At 70.1% G+C, this 19,426-nt stretch carries 20 protein-coding genes and 1 pseudogene; 9 read left to right on the top strand and 12 right to left on the bottom strand.

All coding sequences use genetic code 11. From position 1 onward, the window contains the following. Positions 1-341 precede the first annotated feature (341 nt). On the top strand, positions 342-2,072 hold the full coding sequence (locus ACIQD6_RS28865; RefSeq protein ID WP_401887846.1) for a TIGR03767 family metallophosphoesterase: 1,731 nt from the start codon (positions 342-344) through the stop codon (positions 2,070-2,072). Here ACIQD6_RS28865 and ACIQD6_RS28860 read toward each other — a convergent pair. Together ACIQD6_RS28860 and ACIQD6_RS28855 are read right to left on the bottom strand one after the other, a co-directional pair. Continuing rightward, on the bottom strand, positions 2,062-2,646 hold the full coding sequence (locus ACIQD6_RS28860) for a TetR family transcriptional regulator (protein ID WP_401887843.1): 585 nt from the start codon (positions 2,644-2,646) through the stop codon (positions 2,062-2,064). The genes ACIQD6_RS28865 and ACIQD6_RS28860 overlap by 11 nt on opposite strands. Beyond that, positions 2,643-4,103: an MFS transporter gene (locus ACIQD6_RS28855; RefSeq protein WP_401887841.1), complete on the bottom strand. Its 1,461-nt coding sequence runs from the start codon at positions 4,101-4,103 to the stop codon at positions 2,643-2,645. Before ACIQD6_RS28855 ends, ACIQD6_RS28860 begins: the two co-directional genes overlap by 4 nt. Positions 4,104-4,266: 163 nt before the next feature. Between ACIQD6_RS28855 and ACIQD6_RS28850 the strand changes: the two genes are divergently transcribed. Next, positions 4,267-5,523: a DUF4032 domain-containing protein gene (locus tag ACIQD6_RS28850; protein ID WP_401887839.1), complete on the top strand. Its 1,257-nt coding sequence runs from the start codon at positions 4,267-4,269 to the stop codon at positions 5,521-5,523. A 57-nt stretch (positions 5,524-5,580) separates the two neighbouring features. Here the strand turns inward: ACIQD6_RS28850 and ACIQD6_RS28845 are convergent, their stop codons facing one another. The 3 genes from ACIQD6_RS28845 to ACIQD6_RS28835 are packed head-to-tail and all read right to left on the bottom strand — an operon-like array spanning position 5,581 to position 8,226. Continuing rightward, complete coding sequence (locus ACIQD6_RS28845) at positions 5,581-6,606, bottom strand: NAD(P)/FAD-dependent oxidoreductase (RefSeq protein WP_401887837.1); 1,026 nt, start codon at positions 6,604-6,606, stop codon at positions 5,581-5,583. Beyond that, positions 6,603-7,127, bottom strand: a complete 525-nt coding sequence (locus ACIQD6_RS28840; RefSeq protein WP_401887835.1) for an isoprenylcysteine carboxyl methyltransferase family protein — start codon at positions 7,125-7,127, stop codon at positions 6,603-6,605. Before ACIQD6_RS28840 ends, ACIQD6_RS28845 begins: the two co-directional genes overlap by 4 nt. Before the next feature lie 46 nt (positions 7,128-7,173). Then, positions 7,174-8,226 (bottom strand): type III polyketide synthase, encoded by a 1,053-nt coding sequence (locus ACIQD6_RS28835; protein ID WP_401887832.1) that lies wholly within the window; start codon positions 8,224-8,226, stop codon positions 7,174-7,176. 188 nt (positions 8,227-8,414) lie between these two features. Between ACIQD6_RS28835 and ACIQD6_RS28830 the strand changes: the two genes are divergently transcribed. Together ACIQD6_RS28830 and ACIQD6_RS28825 are read left to right on the top strand one after the other, a co-directional pair. After that, the gene (locus ACIQD6_RS28830; RefSeq protein ID WP_401887829.1) at positions 8,415-9,317 is read left to right on the top strand and encodes a UbiA family prenyltransferase; all 903 of its coding nucleotides are present in this window, start codon (positions 8,415-8,417) and stop codon (positions 9,315-9,317) included. A 123-nt stretch (positions 9,318-9,440) separates the two neighbouring features. Continuing rightward, positions 9,441-9,617: a hypothetical protein gene (locus tag ACIQD6_RS28825; protein ID WP_401887827.1), complete on the top strand. Its 177-nt coding sequence runs from the start codon at positions 9,441-9,443 to the stop codon at positions 9,615-9,617. Positions 9,618-9,677: 60 nt separating this feature from the next. On the opposite strand, the gene ACIQD6_RS28820 is transcribed toward ACIQD6_RS28825, so the two are convergent. Together ACIQD6_RS28820 and ACIQD6_RS28815 are read right to left on the bottom strand one after the other, a co-directional pair. Beyond that, positions 9,678-10,382, bottom strand: a complete 705-nt coding sequence (locus ACIQD6_RS28820; protein ID WP_401887824.1) for a dienelactone hydrolase family protein — start codon at positions 10,380-10,382, stop codon at positions 9,678-9,680. 198 nt (positions 10,383-10,580) lie between these two features. Further along, positions 10,581-11,681 (bottom strand): acyltransferase family protein, encoded by a 1,101-nt coding sequence (locus ACIQD6_RS28815; protein ID WP_401887920.1) that lies wholly within the window; start codon positions 11,679-11,681, stop codon positions 10,581-10,583. A gap of 216 nt (positions 11,682-11,897) precedes the next feature. On the opposite strand from ACIQD6_RS28815, the gene ACIQD6_RS28810 reads away from it, so the two are divergent. Beyond that, on the top strand, positions 11,898-12,662 hold the full coding sequence (locus ACIQD6_RS28810) for an MgtC/SapB family protein (protein ID WP_401887821.1): 765 nt from the start codon (positions 11,898-11,900) through the stop codon (positions 12,660-12,662). 121 nt (positions 12,663-12,783) lie between these two features. Here ACIQD6_RS28810 and ACIQD6_RS28805 read toward each other — a convergent pair whose 3' ends face one another. Together ACIQD6_RS28805 and ACIQD6_RS28800 are read right to left on the bottom strand one after the other, a co-directional pair. Beyond that, positions 12,784-13,647 carry an SRPBCC family protein gene (locus ACIQD6_RS28805; RefSeq protein WP_401887819.1) on the bottom strand — a complete coding sequence of 288 codons (864 nt, stop codon included), beginning with the start codon at positions 13,645-13,647 and terminating at the stop codon, positions 12,784-12,786. Then, positions 13,644-13,961: an ArsR/SmtB family transcription factor gene (locus ACIQD6_RS28800; protein WP_401887818.1), complete on the bottom strand. Its 318-nt coding sequence runs from the start codon at positions 13,959-13,961 to the stop codon at positions 13,644-13,646. The genes ACIQD6_RS28805 and ACIQD6_RS28800 overlap by 4 nt, the downstream gene beginning before the upstream one ends. A gap of 309 nt (positions 13,962-14,270) precedes the next feature. On the opposite strand from ACIQD6_RS28800, the pseudogene ACIQD6_RS28795 reads away from it, so the two are divergent. After that, positions 14,271-14,672: pseudogene (locus tag ACIQD6_RS28795) on the top strand (hypothetical protein); the annotation flags it as partial. 399 nt (positions 14,673-15,071) lie between these two features. After that, positions 15,072-15,443, top strand: coding sequence for a VOC family protein (locus ACIQD6_RS28790; protein WP_401887816.1), 372 nt, complete (start codon positions 15,072-15,074; stop codon positions 15,441-15,443). Positions 15,444-15,468: 25 nt separating this feature from the next. Here ACIQD6_RS28790 and ACIQD6_RS28785 read toward each other — a convergent pair whose 3' ends face one another. Further along, the gene (locus tag ACIQD6_RS28785) at positions 15,469-15,957 is read right to left on the bottom strand and encodes a GNAT family N-acetyltransferase (RefSeq protein ID WP_401887813.1); all 489 of its coding nucleotides are present in this window, start codon (positions 15,955-15,957) and stop codon (positions 15,469-15,471) included. 162 nt (positions 15,958-16,119) lie between these two features. On the opposite strand from ACIQD6_RS28785, the gene ACIQD6_RS28780 reads away from it, so the two are divergent. Next, positions 16,120-16,476 carry a PRC-barrel domain-containing protein gene (locus ACIQD6_RS28780; protein ID WP_401887810.1) on the top strand — a complete coding sequence of 119 codons (357 nt, stop codon included), beginning with the start codon at positions 16,120-16,122 and terminating at the stop codon, positions 16,474-16,476. Between the two features lie 105 nt (positions 16,477-16,581). Here the strand turns inward: ACIQD6_RS28780 and ACIQD6_RS28775 are convergent, their stop codons facing one another. Next, positions 16,582-17,649 (bottom strand): GDSL-type esterase/lipase family protein, encoded by a 1,068-nt coding sequence (locus ACIQD6_RS28775; protein WP_401887808.1) that lies wholly within the window; start codon positions 17,647-17,649, stop codon positions 16,582-16,584. 241 nt (positions 17,650-17,890) lie between these two features. Here ACIQD6_RS28775 and ACIQD6_RS28770 point away from each other — a divergent pair, with 241 nt between their 5' ends. Continuing rightward, positions 17,891-18,811: a YhjD/YihY/BrkB family envelope integrity protein gene (locus tag ACIQD6_RS28770; protein WP_401887806.1), complete on the top strand. Its 921-nt coding sequence runs from the start codon at positions 17,891-17,893 to the stop codon at positions 18,809-18,811. A 121-nt stretch (positions 18,812-18,932) separates the two neighbouring features. On the opposite strand, the gene ACIQD6_RS28765 is transcribed toward ACIQD6_RS28770, so the two are convergent. Beyond that, positions 18,933-19,388 (bottom strand): tellurite resistance TerB family protein, encoded by a 456-nt coding sequence (locus ACIQD6_RS28765; RefSeq protein WP_401887803.1) that lies wholly within the window; start codon positions 19,386-19,388, stop codon positions 18,933-18,935. Positions 19,389-19,426 lie beyond the last annotated feature (38 nt).

Raw genomic sequence — 19,426 nt, 5'->3', positions numbered from 1 at the left:
AACGGCGGGGGGGGAAGGCCGTGAGCTCAGCTCAGAGAGGCGTGTGCCCGCTCCCTCAAGGGTTATGCGCATCAGATTCGTTCTTCTTTTTTCTCCTCCGGTCACCCCAGCTCAGGAGCTCCCGCTTCCCTCTGCGGTGAACGGTAAGTGACCGGCTCCGGTCCGGCGGCCGAGGGCCCGGCGACGGTTCGCCGATCAGGTGTTTCCCGTGCGGTGATGGGCGTCGGCCGTTGGAACGTCGTTCACGCGCAGGCCACGCCGAGTGCCAAACATCAAGGAGTAGCCAGGGGGCCGTCCCCCGGCGCGCCTTGCTGATGCGCTCGTACTCGGGAGACCGCCCCATGACACGGATACGCTCCGCAGCCAACGCCGTCGACCGTCGCTCCTTCCTCGCCGCGACCGGAGCGGTCGGCGTTTCGGCGGGGATCGGACTGGCGCTCGGCGCGGGTGGTGGCACGGAGGAGGCCTCGGCCGCACCCGGGAAGACCACCGCGCCCACGGTGCCGGGGCCCCGTACCTCCGCCTCACCCACCCGCACCGTTCCCGCCCGTACGACGCTGGACTCGGTCGCCACACCACTCGACGAATCCGCCGCCTTCCGGCGGCTCGGTGACGGCCCCGGCTGGGACCTGGTCGTACGGGACGAGCTCGCCTCCGGCAAGTCCGGCCGCGCCGAGCGCCGTACCGTCCTCAGCTCCTTCGTACAGCTCACCGATCTGCATCTGACCGATGTCCAGCACCCGGTGCGCACCGAGTACATGCGCGCGGAGAAGGTTTCGGCGTGGCGGCCGCACGAGGCGCTCACCGTGCCGGGCGCGGTGGCCCTGGTCGAGCAGATCAACGCCCTGACGGAGGGGCCCGCGACCGGGGCTCCGCTGTCCTTCGCCGTGACCACCGGGGACAACACCGACAACAACTCCCGGGCGGAACTCGACTGGTTCCTCACGGTGATGAGCGGTGGCCGGATCTCCCCCAACACGGGGAACTCCCGGCAGTACGAAGGCCCGCAGAATTCCGGCGAGCGTCTGTACTGGCACCCGGAGGACGGCCGCCGGGACACCGACAAGGAGCTCGGCTTTCCCCGTATCGACGGGTTCCTCGCCGCGACGATCCGCTCCGTGAACAGTCCGGGACTGCGGATGCCGTGGTACTCGACCGCGGGCAACCACGACGGTCTGGCCAGCGGCGCCATCGCCGACACGTCCGGCTTCCTCGCTGAATTCGCCGTGGGGTCACGGAAGTTGTACGCCGTCCCGGACGCCGACGCGAAGCGGCTGATGGAGATCATCTCGAAGGGCGGCGACCCGACCGGAACGGCGTTGGTCGAGCTCCTGCGCGACTCGAAGCGCCGGATGCGCTCCATCACCCCCGACCCGAGCCGGGCACCTTTCACGCCGCACGAGTACCTGAGCGCGCACCTCGACCCGAAGCAGGCGGGGAAGGGACCGGCCGGTCACGGCTACACCGCGGCCAATCTCGACAGCGACACGCTCTACTACACCTTCCCCATGGGGGAGAAGGTCACGGGCATCAGCCTCGACACCACCGACCGCGCGGGGCACTTCACCGGCTCGCTCGACACCACCCAGCTGAAGTGGCTGGAGCGGACGCTCAAGGAACTCCGGGACGAATACGTCGTCGTCTTCAGCCACCACAACAGCTGGACGATGACCAACACCCACCCCGACCCCACGGGCGATGCCCGGCACAACGGCGACGAGGTCCTCGCCCTGCTCAAGCAGCACCGCAATGTGCTGGCCTGGGTCAACGGCCACAGCCACCGCAACTCCGTTCTCGCGCACGACAGTTTCTGGGAGATCTCCACCGCCTCCCACATCGACTTCCCGCAGCTCGCCCGGGTCATCGAGATCGCCGACAACGGGGACGGCACCCTGTCCCTGTTCACCACGCTGATCGAGTCGTCGGCGCCGCACCGCACCGACTTCGAGGACCTCTCGCAGACCGGTCTGGCCGCGCTCTACCGGGAGTTGGCGCTCAACGCGCCGGGTTCCACCACCAAGCCGGCGGGCAAGTCGGCCGACCGCAACACCGAATTGCTGCTCAAGCGCTGATCAGGCGCTGGAGCCCGGGGCCGTACAGATCCGCCAGCCGCTCGGGCGTGGCCTCAGCGCTCGCGCCCGCGCGGCGCAGGCTGAGCGTGGCGCCCAGGCCGAGGAGCTGGCCGGCGATCAACTCGGCCCGCAGGGTGCGCTCCTGACCGGTCAGGAGCGCGGCGAGCCGCTCGATGATCTGCTCGCCGAACCGTTCGCGCAGCAGGGTGCGTTCGTCGTCGTTGCCCAGTGAGAACACCACGCGCAGCAGTGGGTCCCCCTGCTGCTCGCGGCGGCTGCGCACCAGGGTCAGCACCAGGTGCCGGCCCAGCCCGTCCAGGGGCGCGGCGAAGAGCCGGTCGGCCGCGGGGCCGAAGTCGGCGATGGTGTTGAACAGCCCTTCCTTGGTGGCGAAGTGCTTGACGATCAGCGAGGCGCTCACCCCGGCGTCGGCCGCGATGCCCCGCAGGGTCACCTCGGCATAGGGACGGAAGGCGAACGCGCGCCGGGCGGCCCGCAGAATCGCGTCACGGCCGGTACCCGCGTCCGAAAGAGCCGCGCCGCCCGCCGTTCCGCCGGTTGCCTGCCCGTTCATACGCCCTCCTGGGCGAGCGACGCCGTCCGGTCCGGCTCGACCCCGCCGGTGGTCCGGCGTCGCTGACGTGGCAGACACAGCGTGACAGCGAGGGCGAGCACCGCCGCACCACCCGCGATGAGGAAGACCAGCAGGTAGGCGTGGAGCGTCGGGGCCGTACGACCGCCGGCCTCGAAAGTGACGTTGGCGAGAACGGCCGCGACGGCCGCGCTGCAGAAGGCCTGCCCGACCGACCGCATCAGGGTGTTGAGGCCGTTGGCCGCGCCGGTCTCACCGACCGGCACCGCGCTCATCACGAGCGCGGGCAGCGCCGAGTAGGCGATGGCCGTCCCCGCGGCGACGACGGTGGCACCGAGGATGATCGTCCACAGCTGATGGCTGGTGAAGAAGCGCACCACATAGCCCACGGCCAGGATGGCGGAGGCGAGCGCCAGGGTGGTCCTGGGCCCGTGCGCGGCGGAGATCCGGGCGGACACGGGCGACAGGGCGACCATCGTGAGACCGCCCGGCAGCAGACACAGCCCGCTGACGACGATGGACGCGCCCAGGCCGTAACCGGTGCTCGTGGGCTCCTGCACCATCTGGGCGGTGGACAGCGAGTTGGCGTAGAAGGCGAAGCCGATCAGCAGGGCGGCGATGTTCGTCAGCAGCACCGCGGGCCGCGCGGAGACCCGCAGGTCGACCACGGGGGTGGTGGCACGCAACTCGTAGCGGCCCCAGAGCAGTCCGATCACCACGGCGAGGACAAGCAGCCCGAGGGTGCGCGCGGACGTCCAGCCCCAGTCGCCGCCCTGGGTGACCGCCAGCAGCAGACAGACCAGAGCCGCGGACAGACCGAGCGCGCCCAGGGCGTCGAAGCGGCCGCGCGAGCGCAGGGGCGACTCGGGGACGCAGAGCAGTACGAGCACGATGTCGAGCAGACCGAGCCCGGCCGAGGCCCAGAACATGGTGTGCCAGTCGTAGTGCTCGACGACCAGGGCGGCGACGGGAAGTCCGACGGCCGCGCCGATACCCAGGGTCGAGCTCATCAGCGCGACCGAGGGCAGCACACGGTCCGGCTGGAGCTCGTCGCGCATGATGCTGATGCCCAGCGGTACGACGGCGAGCGCGGCGCCCTGGAGCGCACGGCCCGTGATCAGCACGGCGATGTGGGAGCTGACGGCGCACAGCACGGAGCCGGCGACCAGCACCCCGAGGGAGGCCAGGAGCACCCGGCGCTTGCCGTACATGTCGCCGACCCGTCCCAGTACGGGGGTGCAGACGGCCCCGGTCAGCAGCGTGATGGTGACCAGCCAGCTGGCGGCGGTGGGGGTGGCTCCGGTGAGCGCCGGGACATGCGGCAGAAGGGGCACGACCAGCGTCTGCATGACCGCCACGACCACACCGCAGAAGGCCAGGACGGCGACCAGGAATCGGGGGTGCGGGGCCTCGGTGGGAGGGGATATCGCTCCGGTCATCTCGCTCCGTACGGGGTGGGTCGCGGCAGGGGTGCACAGCTGTTCACCGCCAGGGTAAACGCTTGTGCACCCCCTATGCCAGGCCGCGGTGTCCGTGGGATCCGGCACACTGTTCTCGGCGGTCGCGGTTCCGTCTCCGCCGACGACCGCTGTGGGAGGCACGATGGGGCTGCAGATCAGCGCGACCAATCCGGAGCAGCCCGCGGTGCTTCTGGATCTGCCGTGGAACACCCCGCTCGACCGGTGGCCCGAGGAGTGCCTTGTCGCGCTCCCGCGCGGTATCTCCCGCCATGTGGTGCGCTTCGCGTCCGCCGGGCCCGAGGTGGTGGCGGTGAAGGAGATCTCCGAGCGGGGCGCGGTGCGCGAGTTCGGGCTGCTGCGCGATCTGCACCGCCTCGGCATTCCGGCCGTCGACCCGGTGGCGGTGGTGACCGGGCGGGTGGACACCGAGGGCGCCCCGCTGGAGCCCGCGCTGATCACACGGCACCTCAAGGGGTCCCTGCCGTACCGCTCGATGTTCGAGTCCACGATGCGTACCGGTACCGTCAAGCGGCTGATGGACGCGCTGGCCGTGCTGCTCGTGCGACTGCACCTCGCCGGGTTCGCCTGGGGCGACTGCTCGCTGTCCAACGCGCTCTTCCGGCGGGACGCGGGGGCGTACGCCGCGTATCTGGTGGACGCCGAGACGGGGCAGATCCAGCCGAGTCTGAGCCGGGGGCAGCGCGAGTACGACATCGAGCTGGCCCGGGTGAACATCGCCGGGGAGCTGATGGACCTGGAGGCGTCGGGCGCCCTGCATCCTTCGGTGGATCCGGTGCCGTTCGGTGCGGCGATCGTCCGGCGCTACGAGGATCTGTGGCACGAGCTGACACGCGAGTCGGTGTACCCGGTGGACAAGCGGCACTACATCGACCGGCGGATCCGCCGCCTCAACGACCTGGGCTTCGACGTGGCGGAGATGCAGATCGGACGCTCCCCTGCGGGCGGCACGGTGACGTTCCTGCCGAAGGTGGTGGACGCGGGCCATCACCAGCGGCAGCTGCTGCGGCTGACGGGTCTGGACGCCGAGGAGAACCAGGCGCGGCGCCTGCTCAACGACCTGGAGAGCTGGATGGCCGGCGAGGAGGACTACGCTCCCGGCGATCCGCTGGGGGCCCGGCCCGAGGTACTGGCGCACCGCTGGGTCCGCGATGTCTTCCGGCCGACCGTACGGGCCGTACCGCGCGAGCTGCGCGGCGAGATGGACGCGGCGCAGATCTACCACGAGGTGCTGGAGCACCGCTGGTATCTGTCGGAGAGCGCGGGCCACGACGTCGGCCTGGAGACGACGATCGAGGACTACCTCACCCATGTGCTGCCGCACTCGGCGAGCGCGACGACACGGCCGGCGACGGACACGACGGGCGACCTCTCCCCCTGACGCCGCGCACACGCGCGGCTTCTGACGGGCCGCGGGCGCCGGAGCGCGCGTCCGTGATCACTGCAACGCGCGGACCGCCGCGGCGAAGAGCGGCGGCATCCGGGCGGCGGCCGGGACGATCAGACGGGCGCCCGCCGCACGCCCGCTGACCCGCAACAGCCCCTCCGTCAGCAGCCGGTGGCGCCGGGACAGACTCCGCCAGCGCCCTTCGTAGTCCTGCGGCCGTCCGGCCCGCAGACACCGCACGGCCGCCTCGGCGGACGCCAGCGCGAGGGCGATGCCCTCGCCCGTCAGGGCGTCGACGTACCCGGCCGCGTCGCCCACCAGCAGCACCCGGCCCGCCGTACGCCGGCGCACCCGCTGCCGCAGAGGTCCGGCCCCGCGCACGGCGTTCACGGACGGGCCGTCCAGCAGGGACAGCAACCGCGGGAAAGCGGCCAGATGTTCGTCATAACCGCGCTTCACGCCGCTCAGCACGGCCACCCCCACCAGGTCGTCGGCCACCGGTGTCACATAGGCCTCGCCGCCCTCCCCCGCCGACGACCAGTGCACCTCCACGAAGTCCGTCCACGGCTTGACGCGGTAGTGCCTGCGCTGGCCGTAGCGCCGGGGCCCGCGATCGGGCAGGCCGAGCCCGAGACGGTGCCGTACGGGCGAGTGCAGCCCGTCGGCGGCCACCAGCCAGCGGGCCCGCAGCCCGCCCGCGTACACGGAGTCCGCGCTCTGCTCCACCTCGCCGACCCGGCCGGTCACGACCTTGACGCCGGTTTCGTCGGCCCTCCGCGCCAGGGCCGCGTGCAGGTCCGTACGCCGCACACCGAGCCCCGGTCCGTCGTCGAACGGGGCCTCGGCACTGCGGGATTCGCGTACGTACCGGATGCCGCGCAGCGGGTGGCCCGGTGGCATGTCCAGCCCGAGCGCGGTCAACGCGCGTACGCCGCTGGGCATCACGCCTTCGCCGCAGGCCTTGTCCACCGGAGTGGTGCGCGGTTCGATCACGACTGTTTCCAGGCCGGCCAGCGTGGCATGGACCGCCGTGGCCAGACCGGCCGGCCCGCCTCCCGCCACCAGCAGATCGATCATGCGCGCGCTCCTGCGGCGGCCAGGCCCAACGCACGGTTCTCGCACCGTATCCGGACGGTCAGCAGCGCCGCGTTCAGTACGGTGAACACGAGCGCGGTCAGCCAGGCGCCGTGCACGAGAGGCAGCGCGACGCCCTCGGCCACCACCGCCACGTAGTTGGGGTGACGCAGCAGCCGGTAGGGTCCGCCGGTCACCAGCGGAAGACCCGGCACGACCAGCACCCGGGTGTTCCAGCGTGGCCCCAGCGTACGGATGCACCACCAGCGCAGGCCTTGCGCGGCCAGGACGACGGCGAACATCGTCCAGCCGAGCACCGGCACGAACGGCCGGTCGGCCGCCCGGACTTCGGCCAGGCAGCCCAGCAGCAGTCCGGTGTGCAGCAGGACCATCGCCGGATAGTGCCCGCGCCCCCGCTCGACGGCGCCGCGCTCCGTGCTCCAGCGCGTGTTGCGGCGGGCGACGACCAGCTCGGCGACGCGTTCGGCGACGACGGCCAGGATCAGCACCGGATACCAGATCATGTCTTCCCCTCCTTCTCCGCCGGCGGACTCTCCACCAGCGAACTCTCTACCAGCGGAGCAGGACGAGTTCGGAGCAGAAACCGGGCCCCATGGCGAGCAGCAGTCCCGCCGTGCCGGCCGGTGGGCGCCGCTCGGCCAGCGTGTCGCGCAGGACGTGGAGCACGGATGAGGAGGACAGATTCCCCACGGCCGCCAGCGAGCGCCAGGTGACGTCGAGCGCCCCGTCGGGCAGTGCGAGGGCCTCCTCGACGGCCTCCAGCACCTTCGGCCCGCCGGGATGACAGACCCACGCGGTGATGTCCTCGCGTACGAGACCGTGACCGGCGAGAAAGCCGTCGACGTCCGCGGCGAGGTTCTTGCGTACGAGGTCCGGGACGCACGCGTCCAGGACGATACGGAAGCCGGAGCCGGTGATGTCCCACCCCATCACCTGCTCGGTGTCCGGGTAGAGGTGGCTGCGGGTGTCGACGACGACGGGCCCGGTGGCCGGGCGCCGGGCGCCGCAGGCGACGACGGCTCCCGCGCCGTCCCCGAAGAGCGCGGTGGCGACCATGTTGGCCGGAGAGATGTCGTCGCGCTGGAAGGTCAGCGAGCACAGCTCGACCGAGAGCAGGACGGCCACGCCGTCCGGCCGCCCGAGCAGGAAGTCGTGCAGCCGCGCGATTCCCGCCACTCCCGCGACACAGCCCAGGCCGAAGACCGGTACGCGCTTGACGTCGGGGCGCAGGCCGAGCCGTCCCACGAGCCGCGCGTCCACGGACGGCGCGGCGATGCCCGTCACCGAGGTGAACATCAGCAGGTCGACATCGCGCGGGGACAGCTCCGCCGCGTCCAGCGCTCCCGCGACGGCCTCGGCGCCCAGCGGTACGGCCGCCGCGATGAAGGCGTCGTTGATCGCGCCGAAGTCCCTGAGGTCGTCGTACCGGTCGAGCGGCAGTGTCATATGGCGCGTGGCCACACGCGCGCTCCGGTGCAGCCGGTCGAGCACCCGGCGGTCGGACCCTTCGGGAAGACAGGCCTTCGCGACCATGTCCGTGATGTCGTGTTGGGTGTGCTGATGCGGAGCCAGGGCTCCGTGGACGGCTGCGATGCGGGTCATCTGCGGTCCGAGGTCGGGGGCGACTGACGTGCAATCCCTCCCCCCGCACCACGACGCCACACACGAAGTCCCCTGTACGGCCCCTCGACGAGCCGGTGCGGTGGGCCTCGCACGTGGCTGTTCCGTACCCGGACGGGTGCGGCCACGACGCACCCGTCCGGTGGTGGTGTGACACCTACGATGGGCGCGTGGACGCCATCGACCGGGCAGGGACCAGCGACCGCGCACCACTCGCCCGTACGCCCGGCACACCTGACGGGGCACCCGGACCGCGGCCGCGAGAGGCGGCGGTCGCCCTGCTCGGGGCGTGCCATCCGGTGCCCACGGTCGCGGTGACCCTGCTGACCGTTGGCCTCGCGGTGGCCGCCGGGCAGGACCCAACGGGGTGCGCGCTCGCCGTGGTGGCCGTACTGGCCGGGCAATTGTCGGTCGGCTGGAGCAACGACGCCATCGACGCGGCACGCGACACGGCGGTGGGACGGAGCACCAAGCCGGTCGTGGGCGGGGCCGTGAGCGCACGGACCGTACGGACCGCGGCCCTGGTCGCTGTGGCGCTGTGCGTGCCGCTGTCCCTCGCGTACGGACTCCTCGCCGGCGCGGTCCACCTGGTGGGCGTGGCCGCGGCCTGGACGTACAACGTACGGCTCAAGTCGACCGTACTGTCCTGGCTGCCGTACGCGATCGGGTTCGCCTCCCTGCCCGCCTTCGTGACGCTCGGTCTGCCAGGGCAGCCCTGGCCCGCGTGGTGGGCGGTGACGGCGGCGGCGCTGGTGGGGGTCGGCGCGCATCTCGGCAATGTGCTGCCCGACATCGGGGCCGATCTGGCCACGGGGGTACGCGGCTGGCCGCAGCGTCTGGGGCCGACGGCGGTACGGCTGCTGCTGCCGGCCCCCCTGGTGGCGGCCACGCTTCTGCTGGCCCTCGTCCGGCCCGGCACGCTCGGTGCGACCGCCGTGGCCCTGGCGCTGATCGCGGCGGTGGGCGGATCGCTGATGGGCCGTCGCCGGCCGAGGGTGCCGTTCCTCGCGGCGATCCTCGTGGCGGGCGTCGATGTCGCGCTGCTGCTGCGGCAGGGGGCGGCACTCTCCTGAGCCGGTGTCGGGTCCGGAGCGGCGACGCACGACTGATCCGGTTCCCGGCGGGCACTCGGCGAACAACGGTACGGCCATCGCGTCCAGCCGTGGCCGGCCGTCCAATCAGCAAGGAGTGGACAGATGTTGGGTTTCGCTGCAGCAGTGCTCTTCGCCATCGCATTCATCATCAATGCCAGCGACACAGCGGTCGACACCCTCTTCGCGCCGACGAGCCTGATGCTCCTCGGTCTGACCCTGCTCGCGCTGCATATGGCCGGCATCGGCGCCGGCTGGGCGCCGCGGGGCCGCCGGCGCTGACCCCGGCTCCGTGAGCGCCGGGCCGGGCCGGCGCTCACGGGGTGCCGTGGTGCCGACCGGTCAGCCGGTCCCGGTGAGCTGGGTGCGCAGGAAATCGAGTGTGCGCTGCCACGCCTGGGCGGCGGCTTCGGCGTGGTACGCCTCGGTGCGGCCGTCGTTGAAGAAGGCGTGGCCCGCGCCCGGGTAGAGGTGGAACGTCGGGACGATGCCGGACTGGGCCTCGATCGTCTTCCCGAGTTCTTCGAGGCTCGCCGGCGGCACGGTGGGGTCCTGCTCGCCGTAGTGGCCGAGGATCTCCGCCTGGAGGTGTGAGAAGTCGGGGATGCCGTCCTGATTGACGCCGTAGAACGGGACGGCCGCGGAGACCCGCTGGTCCTTGGCCGCGAGGCCGAGGACGAATCCGCCGCCCATGCAGAAGCCGACGGCCCCGACCGTGTCACCGTCCGTCTCGGGGCGCTTCAGCAGGTGGCCGACCGCGCCGGAGAGGAGTTCGACGCCCCGCGCGGTGGGCAGTTCGCTCATCATGCGCAGTGCCTCGTCGGCGTCGTGGGCGACCTGGCCGCCGTACAGGTCGGGCGCGAGCACGACGAAGCCGGCCTTCGCGAACCGGTCGGCGACATCCTTGATGTGGGCGGTCAGGCCCCACCATTCCTGGATGAGGATGATGCCGGGACCGTGTCCGGCGGGCGGTACGGCGAGGTAGCCGTACGCGGTGGTGCCGGCACTCGGGAACGAGACGTTCTGGAGGGTGGGCCCGTTGGCCATGGGGATGCTCCCAGCTGTTGATCGGTGATGCCGAAATCGTATGAAGGAGGAGGCCCGGAGTCCGGATGCCTCTCCGGGGCCCGCCGTCACCCACGGCCTGCCCGGAGTTCGGCCTCTGTCCCGGCTGACCCGGACATGATGCGGGGCGGTGGCCGTCGGCCGCCGCCCCGCATCATGTCCGGGTGTCCCCGGCCCCGGTCAGCTCTTCCCGCCGGTCCGTTCGGCGGGCTCCTTCTTGAAGGCCCAGGCCATCTCCGGCTCCAGCGCGAAGCGGAAGAGCCGCTGGACCGGCGGCGTGCACAGCGCGGTGACGACCACGGCGGCGAAGACCGTGAGGAAGACCGCCCCCTGCGGCTGGTGCAGCCAGCCGACGTCGTACCAGTCCCAGATGCCCGCGGCCTTGACGAGGAGTCCGTGCAGCAGATAGCCGCAGAGCGTGCCCGCGCCCAGGGCCGTGAACCACATCGGGCGACCCGGGACCCAGGCGTAGAAGCAGGCGGTCAGGACGAGCGAGCAGCAGAAGAGCGCGAGCGTCATCACGGTCCCGGCCCACCAGGGCGCTCCCAGTTCCTGCGCACTGTCGCGGTGGAAGAACCACGCCATGTTCATCCGCGTCACCGCCCAGTAGGCGAAGACGACGGTCGCGGCGAAGACCGGAACGGCCAGAATGCGTACTTCCCTGCGGCGGACGAGCTGGAAATGCTCGGGCTTCAGCCGCAGACCGAGCACGAAGAACGGCAGGAACTGCAGCACTCGCTGGAGATCGAGGTCGTCACCGATGTCCGGCGAGATGGTCGCGAGCATCGCGATCGCCAGCGACAACGGCACGGGCCACCGGACCAGCCGCCAGATCGGCGCCGTCATCCGCCAGACGAAGAGAGCGAGCAGGAACCAGGTGAGGTACCACGGGTCGAGCAGGCTGATCTCCATGGACGGGTCGTCCGCGGCCCACCGGTTGAAGAGGCTGTAGGCGACCTCGAACACGATGTACGGCACGGCGATGCCGGTGATCAGACGGCGCACCCGGTCGGGCCGGAAGTCGAAACTGCGCGAGAAGTAGCCGGAGATGATGATGAACGCCGGCATGTGGAAGGTGTAGACGACGATGTAGAGCGCCGAGACCGCTCTGCTGCCGTCCCGCAGCGGCTCCCACGCGTGTCCCATCGCGACCAGCACGATCGCCAGATACTTCGCGTTGTCGAAGAAGGCGTCCCGCTTCTTGGCCGGCGGCGCGGCGGGCCGCGCTTCCGCTTCCGCCGTCCCGCGGGCCGAGGCGGTCCGTACCGCCGGATCGGTAATCTGCGTCACAGGGCCTCCCAGCGGGAACCCGGCTCGGCGAAGACGCCTCTTGGCAGAACTGTGGGGGGAAACAGCGGAGCAAACATTCAAGGCACCCTAACGAGGGTTCCCGCCTTCCATTCACCCGGGTGTCACGGACCGGCCATGCGCGAGCCACGCGACTAGGATCGCCCGCGTCGCCGTACCAAGGTGCCGCACCATGGTGAGGAGGTTCCGTTGCACACCGTCGCCATCCCCCTGTTCGATCCTTCCGCAGGCCAAGGTGCACGCCAGTTCACCGAACTGGGCCTGGCCCTGCTGTTGTCGACTCTCATCGGCGCCGAGCGGTCGACCCAGCAGAAGAGCGCGGGGCTGCGGACCCATACGCTGGTCGGTGTCGGCAGCGCGCTGTTCATGGTGGTGTCGCAGCACGGCTTCAACGCGGTGCTCGGGCTGGAAAACGTCTCTTTCGACCCGTCCCGTGTCGCCGCGCAGATCGTCTCCGGCATCGGCTTCATCGGCGGTGGTCTCATTTTCGTACGGCGCGATGCCGTACGCGGTCTCACCACCGCCGCCACCGTCTGGCTCACCTGTGCCATCGGCATGGCATGCGGTGGCGGCCTGCCTCTCCTCGCCATCGGTGCCACTCTCGTGCACTTCCTCGTCATCCAGGGCTACCCGTGGGTGACCCGGCGGATTCCCTCCTTCACCAGCGCCGAGCAGGCGCGGCTCCATCTCAGCTACCACATCGGCACGGGCGCGCTGCCGCGGATCCTGGAGTACGTGACGGGCAAGGGATTCCAGGTGCTGCGGATCCGGGTGGACCGGGCGGGCCGGACGGTGGACGTCGACGAGGAGGAAGCGGAGCCGGAGGATGCCCGGACCGCCTTGGTGTACGTGGACATCGAGGGCACCGGAAGCGTGTATCAACTGGTCGCGGAGATCGCCGAGTTCGAGGAAGTGCTGAGCGTCTCGTCCCTCAGGTCCGAGATGGCGGACTGAGCCTTCGTACCGGACCTGAGGGGCGAGACGCGGGTTGATCCGCCGTACGAGACCCACTCCTCGAAAGGTCGCGCTCGCCCGCGTTCGCCCCCGAGAAGCCCGGTCCACCGAGAAGCTCGGCCTATGCCGTGAGAAGTCCCTTCGCGAGCCGTTCGATCCGGGTCTGCCAGGCGGCCAGCGCCGCGTCCGTGTCGAAGTTCTCCGGATCCTCCGGGCCGGTCTGGGTGAGGAAGAGCCGGGCACCGTGGCCGGTGCCCTCCCTCAGTTCCCAGCGGACCGTCCCCTCGGACCGCCAGACGTACGTGAGCGACGTGGGCGCCCGCACCTCCGTGACGGGCCCCGCCGGAGCCCTGTCCGTGGTGAACCCTTCCGGGACGGGCAGCCCCGCCACCGGCTCGATGCCCGCCGACAGCGCCGCCCATACTGTCTCGGCGGGCCGTACCAGCTGGCGCTCGAAGCGGATCCGCTTGCCGCCGTCGACCGTTTCGACGGTGCCCCGGCCGAGGCCGAATCGCTCGGCGTAGGACTCGTGCAGTTCCCCCGCGTCGGGTCCCGCGTCGACGGGGTTGCCGTCGAGCAGCCGGCTGAGCGCGCTGATGCAGAGGTGCCAGCCGGAGGCGAAGCTCGCCGCGCCGGCGCGGTCACCGAAGGTATGGACGAGGGTGAGCAGCGAGCCGTCGCCGTCGGGGGTGATGGACCAGCTCAGATGATCGGTGCCCCAGGTGAAGGCGAAGAGCCGGGGCTTGTCGACATCGGTGACGGTACCGGTCATGCCCGGTCCGCTGTCGCCGGGAAAGTGGAAGCCCATCTTGCCGCCCGGAGTGAGCTCCACGGTGACCTCGGAGGGAAACCAGTGCCCGAGAGCGGCGGGGTCGGTGATCGCGGCCCAGACCGTCTCGGGAGGGTGCGCGAGCCGGCGCTCCATCCGCAGGGCGGTCCGGCCGTCGGTGGTGGTCACGCTGTCGTCGTGCGGGTTCATGTTCATGAGGAGTCGTTCTCCATGGCGTCGAGATGCCGTTCGAGCGCGTCGAGCGCGCCGGACCACAGATGCCGGTAGTGGGCGAGCCAGGCGTCGAGTTCCGCGAGAGGCTCGGGCCGTAGCTCGTACCAACGGCGCTGAGCCTCCTGCCGGACCCCGACGAGTCCGGCCTCGCGCAGCACCCGCAGATGCTTCGAGGTGCCGGGCTGGCTGAGGCCGAGGTTCTCCGTGAGCTCACCGACCGTGCGCGGGCGCTCAAGCAGGAGATCGAGGATCTTCCGCCGGTTCGGCTCTGCGAGGACGTCGAACGGTATGGGCATGCATCGAACATACCCCATGGGCTATATAACCGCATGGGCATCCTTGGCATTCATGAATCATGGGTGACCGTTCCCGCACTTGCGCATTTCGGCCATTGGGCAGAGGAATATGTCGCAACTCTGTCCGGAACCACGTCGTGACAGCGCGTCAGTCGAGCATTCATAGTTGTAAGTTCGGGCGACCGAAAGTCGATCTCCACTCCCTCACGCGTCACCTCGCGGATTCACCCCGCGGCACCGTGCAACGCCACCGCGAAAGAATGCGGCCCAGGCCACCCGGCCCCACAGAACGGCGCAAGGAGAGCGGCCGTGCATGACGAATTCCTGTGCCATGTCACCGCGTACGGATTCTGCGGCGGACAGCGCATCGGCGTCCCTCTGGGCACGTATCGCGCCCCCACTCTGTCCCTTGCACTGTGGTGGTTGCGAGATCGCGCGACCTGGATCGCGGAACGACTCGACCCCACCCCCGAAAGCCGTCATTTTCCGGCCGAAGCGCTCGCCCCGGTGGCGCAGAGCGTGCCGGACGTCCCGACGACGCTCAGGAACTGGCGGGACGACGTGAACCACCAGGACATGGTCGCGGAGCATCTGGCCGCGGGCCGTCTCCTGCGGGTCGCCACACGCGACGACACCACGGAATACGAACTGCTGGCGGAATCGGTGGACGCGCTGCGTATGGACCGGGCGCTTCCAGTTCTGCTCACCCCGGCGGAAATGCCGGAAAACCATCGCCGCGAACGTTCTCTCACCGCTTCGGCGCTGGCCGCGGCGTACGAGTACCGAAGAAAATCCGGCGCCGGACAGCTGATCGCGAGCAATGATCCACTCGGGGACACCTTGCGGTTCGGCCGACTGTACGGCTGAACCCCGCCCGCCGGCCACCGGAACTCACGTCAATTCGCGGGGATTTCCCTCTGGACGTTTTCTCTGCCTGCGTGCAGATCCTCGGCCGCCCTCACCGCCGTCGAGGAGGGAGTGCGGCACACCGATGAGTCCCGGGCTTCGCGGGCGTCTACCTCTTCGGCGGCCCCATCCAGCAAGAACGTGAGAGCGCGAGGGGCCGGAAGACGGCCGGACGGCCGGACGGACCGAGGAAAGGACATGGTCATGCTCGGCAACAGCAAGGCGTTCAGCGGATTCGCCGTGGACGACATCGAGAAGGCCAAGCGCTTCTACACCGAGACGCTGGGGCTGGACGTCGCCGAGGAGCACGGCATGCTCCACCTGCGGGTCGCCGGTGGCACTCCCGTGCTCGTCTACCCCAAGCCCGGCCACACACCGGCGTCGTTCACGGTCCTCAACTTCCCCGTGGACGACATCGACGCGGCGGTCGACGAGCTGACCGGCCGGGGTGTGCGCTTCGAGCGCTACCCCGGCATGGACGCGGACGACAAGGGCATCTTCCGCGCGGCCGGTCCGTACATCGCGTGGTTCACGGACCCGGCGGGCAACACCTTCTCGGTGCTTCAGGAGCGGTGAGGCACACCCCCCGAGCCCCGTGTGCTCAGAGCTTGAGGTGCATGATGTGCAGCCCGACATAGCCCTTCACCGGGTGCAGGAAGCCCTCGGGCAGCGTGCCCAGGATCTCGAATCCCAGGGATTGGTACAGCTTCACCGCGTACTCATTGGTCTCGACGACGGCGTTGAACTGCATCGCGCGGAAGCCCGCCGTACGGGCCCAGTCGATCGAGTACTCACAGAGCGCCCTGCCCACGCCGCGCCCCGAACACGCCGGGTCGACCATGTAGCTGGCGCCGGCGACATGCCCGCCGTTACCCATGTGGTTCCGGTTCATCTTGGCCGTACCCAGAATCGCGCCGGTGTCGTCGACGGCGACGACGGTGCGGTTCGGTGCCTTCATCAGCCACCAGTCACGGCCGTCGGTCTCGCCGAGGTCGACCGGGTAGGTGAATGTCTCGCCATCGGCGACGATCCGGTGGAAGAACGGCCAGATGGCGGGCCAGTCCTCGGTGATGGCTTCTCTGATCAACATACGGCCAGGATGCCGGTCCGGTCCGGGTGACCGCCAGCGGTTTCCTGGCGGGCGAGGTGACTCCGTACCGGAGCTCCGGCGGGTACTGTCCTGGAAATAAGGGGTATCCACGACTATCAGATGACACAGACATCACTCGGCGAATAAGAGGCGAAATCGCTCATGTTCGAAGCTGACGACATTCGGGAATGGCGGGGCCACGATGTGGTCGATGCCGGAAATCGGAAGATCGGCTCGCTGGAAGCCGTATACGTCGATACCGCGACGGACATGCCGTCGTTCGCCACGGTCACCATCGGCCTTCCCACCAAACGACGTCTGATCTTTGTCCCGCTGACCGATGCCACGGTCGGGCCGGGCTACCTGAAGGTCGCCTGGGACAAGAAACTGGCCAAGGATTCCCCGTCCATCGACGTCGACGGGGAATTGCTCGCCGAGGACGAACCGCAGATCTTCGCGCATTACGGACTGCCGTACGCGACCGGCGCGAACGGCGAGCGCCGGCTCGGCCGCCGCTGAGGAGTCGGGCGACGCCCCGGCCCGACCGGCCGTGCGGTCCGCCACCGGGGGTCGGCCGGGAGCCTGCCTCCCGGTGGCGGGCGGGGTTCCGTACGGTGCGGCCGCTCAGATCTTCGCCGCGATGACGGGGGCCAGCCGGTCCGCGATGGCGCGGTGGCCGAGGTCGTTGGGGTGGACGGAGTCCGTCAGACCACCGTCGGGGATCCAGCCGTCGGTGTTGACGAAGAAGACGTTCCGGTCGCCCGCGTCGGCGCGGGCCTGGACGGCGGCCTGGGTCTGGGGGACGAACCGTCCGCGGAAGGTCTGCAGGGCGAAGATCGCCGCGTTGGGGTACTTGGCGCGGACCGTGCCCAGGAAAGCGGTGTATGCGGCCTGGAATTCGGGCGTGTGGACCCCGTGTCCGACGTCGTTGGTGCCGAGGTTGATGACGACCGCGTTCGCCTGGTACCGGGAGAAGTCCCAGGGGGGCGAGCCATCGGCCGCGCCGAGGTGGGTGAAGCGCTCACTGAGCCCCTCACAGCCGTCGGCGGTCTCCACCAGGCAGGCGCCGCCCTGGGCGATCTGAGTGTGTTCGACACCCAGTTTCTCGGCGGCCAGCCAGCCGTACGCGGTGAGAGCGAGCTTGCTGCTGGTGGTGCCGGCGGTGATGGAGTCGCCGATGAACTCGACCACCTTCTTCGAGGAGGTCTGCGGCGCCAGGGTCGAGGCTCCGGAGTCGAGGACGAGGCCGCCGAAGACGGAGTCGCCCGTGTAGGAGCCGGCGACCTGTCGGTAGGAGACGACGAGGGTGTGGTTCCCGGCGGCCAGCTTGGTCGGCGTCAGGTCCACCGTGCCTTTGACGTTCTTGTAGCTGACGAACTCCTTGCCGTCGATGGCGGCCCAGAACTCGACCGCGTTCCGCTGCTTCAGTTTGACGGTCGTGCCGCTGAAGCGGGTCCGGAGGTAGGCGCCGGTCCAGTGCGAGGCGTAGGGCGCCGAGGAGGTGTTCCAGCGGCCGACGTACGTGATGTTCGGGTCGGACGGACTGCCGTCACCGGCCGCCGTGACGTCCGGCCGTGCGACGGTGAACGACGACGCCACGGCGGCCGGCGGCGCGGTCAGGATCCCGGCGAGGAACGCGGCCACGGCGAGCACGGTCCATAACGGTCTGCTCAGGTGCGCGAAGACGGGCATGCGGGTGCCTCTTCTCTTCATCTTCGGTGAATCGTGGGAGGAACCGAAGGTAAGACCGACCGGCGATTTCCCAATCGCCGGTCGGTCTCAGCGCTTTCTCGCAGAAAATAAGCGATGCGCCGACGGATGAGAAGGGGCAGCGCCGCGCGAGGAGTGCCTCCGCACCGCGCGGGGTGCCGTACGGGCACCCATCCGGGGGCCGCTCAGGGAGCACCGCGCGCACCGGGGTAGTAGACGACACATGACCCGAAAGCGTTTCGGTGCGCCGGAAGACGGCCGACGGTTCCTGAGCCTGTACCGCGGGATCGCCGACTCTCCCGCCGTACTCGCCTGGAACCGCGGCCGTGAGATGGAGCTGATGCATCGGGCCATGAGCTTCGCGGCGCTCGGCTTCCTGACCCTGGTGCCACTGCTGATCCTGGTCGCCGCGGCCGATCCGGCGAGCGGCCAGGGGTTCGCGCGCTGGCTGGGGCAGGGGCTGGGGGTGTCGGCGTCGTCCCAGGGGGAGATCCAGCAGCTGTTCGGCAGGCCGGGACAGGCCCTGCAACGTACGACGGCGTTCGGTCTCGCCGCCCTCGCCGTGTTCGGCCTGACGTTCGGGTCCGCCGTACAGACCGGTTACGAGCGGGTCTGGGAACTGCCGACGGCCCGCTGGCACACCATGTGGCGGCACGTCCTCTGGCTGGCCGTCCTCGTCTTCTTTCTCGTGGCCTTCGTCAATACGTCCGTCACGTCCGACTCCCTCGTCAACACGGTGCTCGTGACCGTGGGCGATCTGATCGGGACGCTGCTCTTCTTCTGGTGGTCCCAGCGCATGCTGCTCGCCGGGCGGGTCCGCTGGCGGGCGCTCTTCCCCGGCTCCGTCGCGATCGCCCTCGGCCTGCTCGGCCTGCGGATCTTCTCCCGCGTCGTCTTCTCCCCGCTGATCGCCTCCAACGCGGTGACCTACGGCCCGTTCGGGACGGTCCTGGTCATCCAGTCCTGGCTGGTCGGCGTCGGCTTCGTCGTCTACGGGGGCGCGCTGGTGGGCCGCCTCTTCCACGAACACCGGATGCACCGGCGGCTGCAGCGTGAGATCGAGCAGGCCGACGAAGCCGAGAGCACCGGACGGACCGGAGGAGCGAACGGGGTCGGCGGGACCGCGGAGGGGCCGGGCGTCTGACACGTCCACACCGCCGTACGGGCGGTCAGGCGCCAGCGGGAACGGAAGGGCGCGCCGCGCTGAAGCGACGCGCCCCGGGTGATCACCTGCACTCCACCGGCGGATCAGCGGATGGCGACCGTCAGAGGTCGAACTCGCCCGGCTCGATGCCGACGGCGAAACAGGCCTCGCGGACCACGGCCTGCTCCGACTTGTCGAAGTCGCCGTCGGCGCCGCCGATGACGATGCCGATCTGGATGACGGCGCGCGCCTCCGTGGGCTTCTTGGCGACCTTGCCGATGGTCTGGAGGATGCCGACCTTGCCGAAGTCGAAGTCGGTCGTCAGTTTCTGGCAGTAGTCGTTGAACCGCGTCTGGAGGTCGTCGGCGGGGAAGTTCTGGAGGACGTCATTGGTCATGATCAGCGAGGCGACACGCTGGCGCTCCGCCGGGTCGATGGAGCCGTCGGCGGCGGCGACCAGGGCGCACATGGCCATGCTGGCGTCACGGAAGGCGCCGCTCTTGAGGTCGTTCTTCTTCGAGTTGAGCTGCGTCTGCATCGACGCGGCGGAATCCTTGATGCGGTCCCACAGGGCCACGGTGAGTCTCCTCGGAGGATGGTGGGTTGCCGGACTTA

This window comes from Streptomyces sp. NPDC088400 (assembly GCF_044753355.1).
Lineage (GTDB): Bacteria > Actinomycetota > Actinomycetes > Streptomycetales > Streptomycetaceae > Streptomyces.
This window is presented reverse-complemented; position numbering and strand designations above follow the sequence as displayed.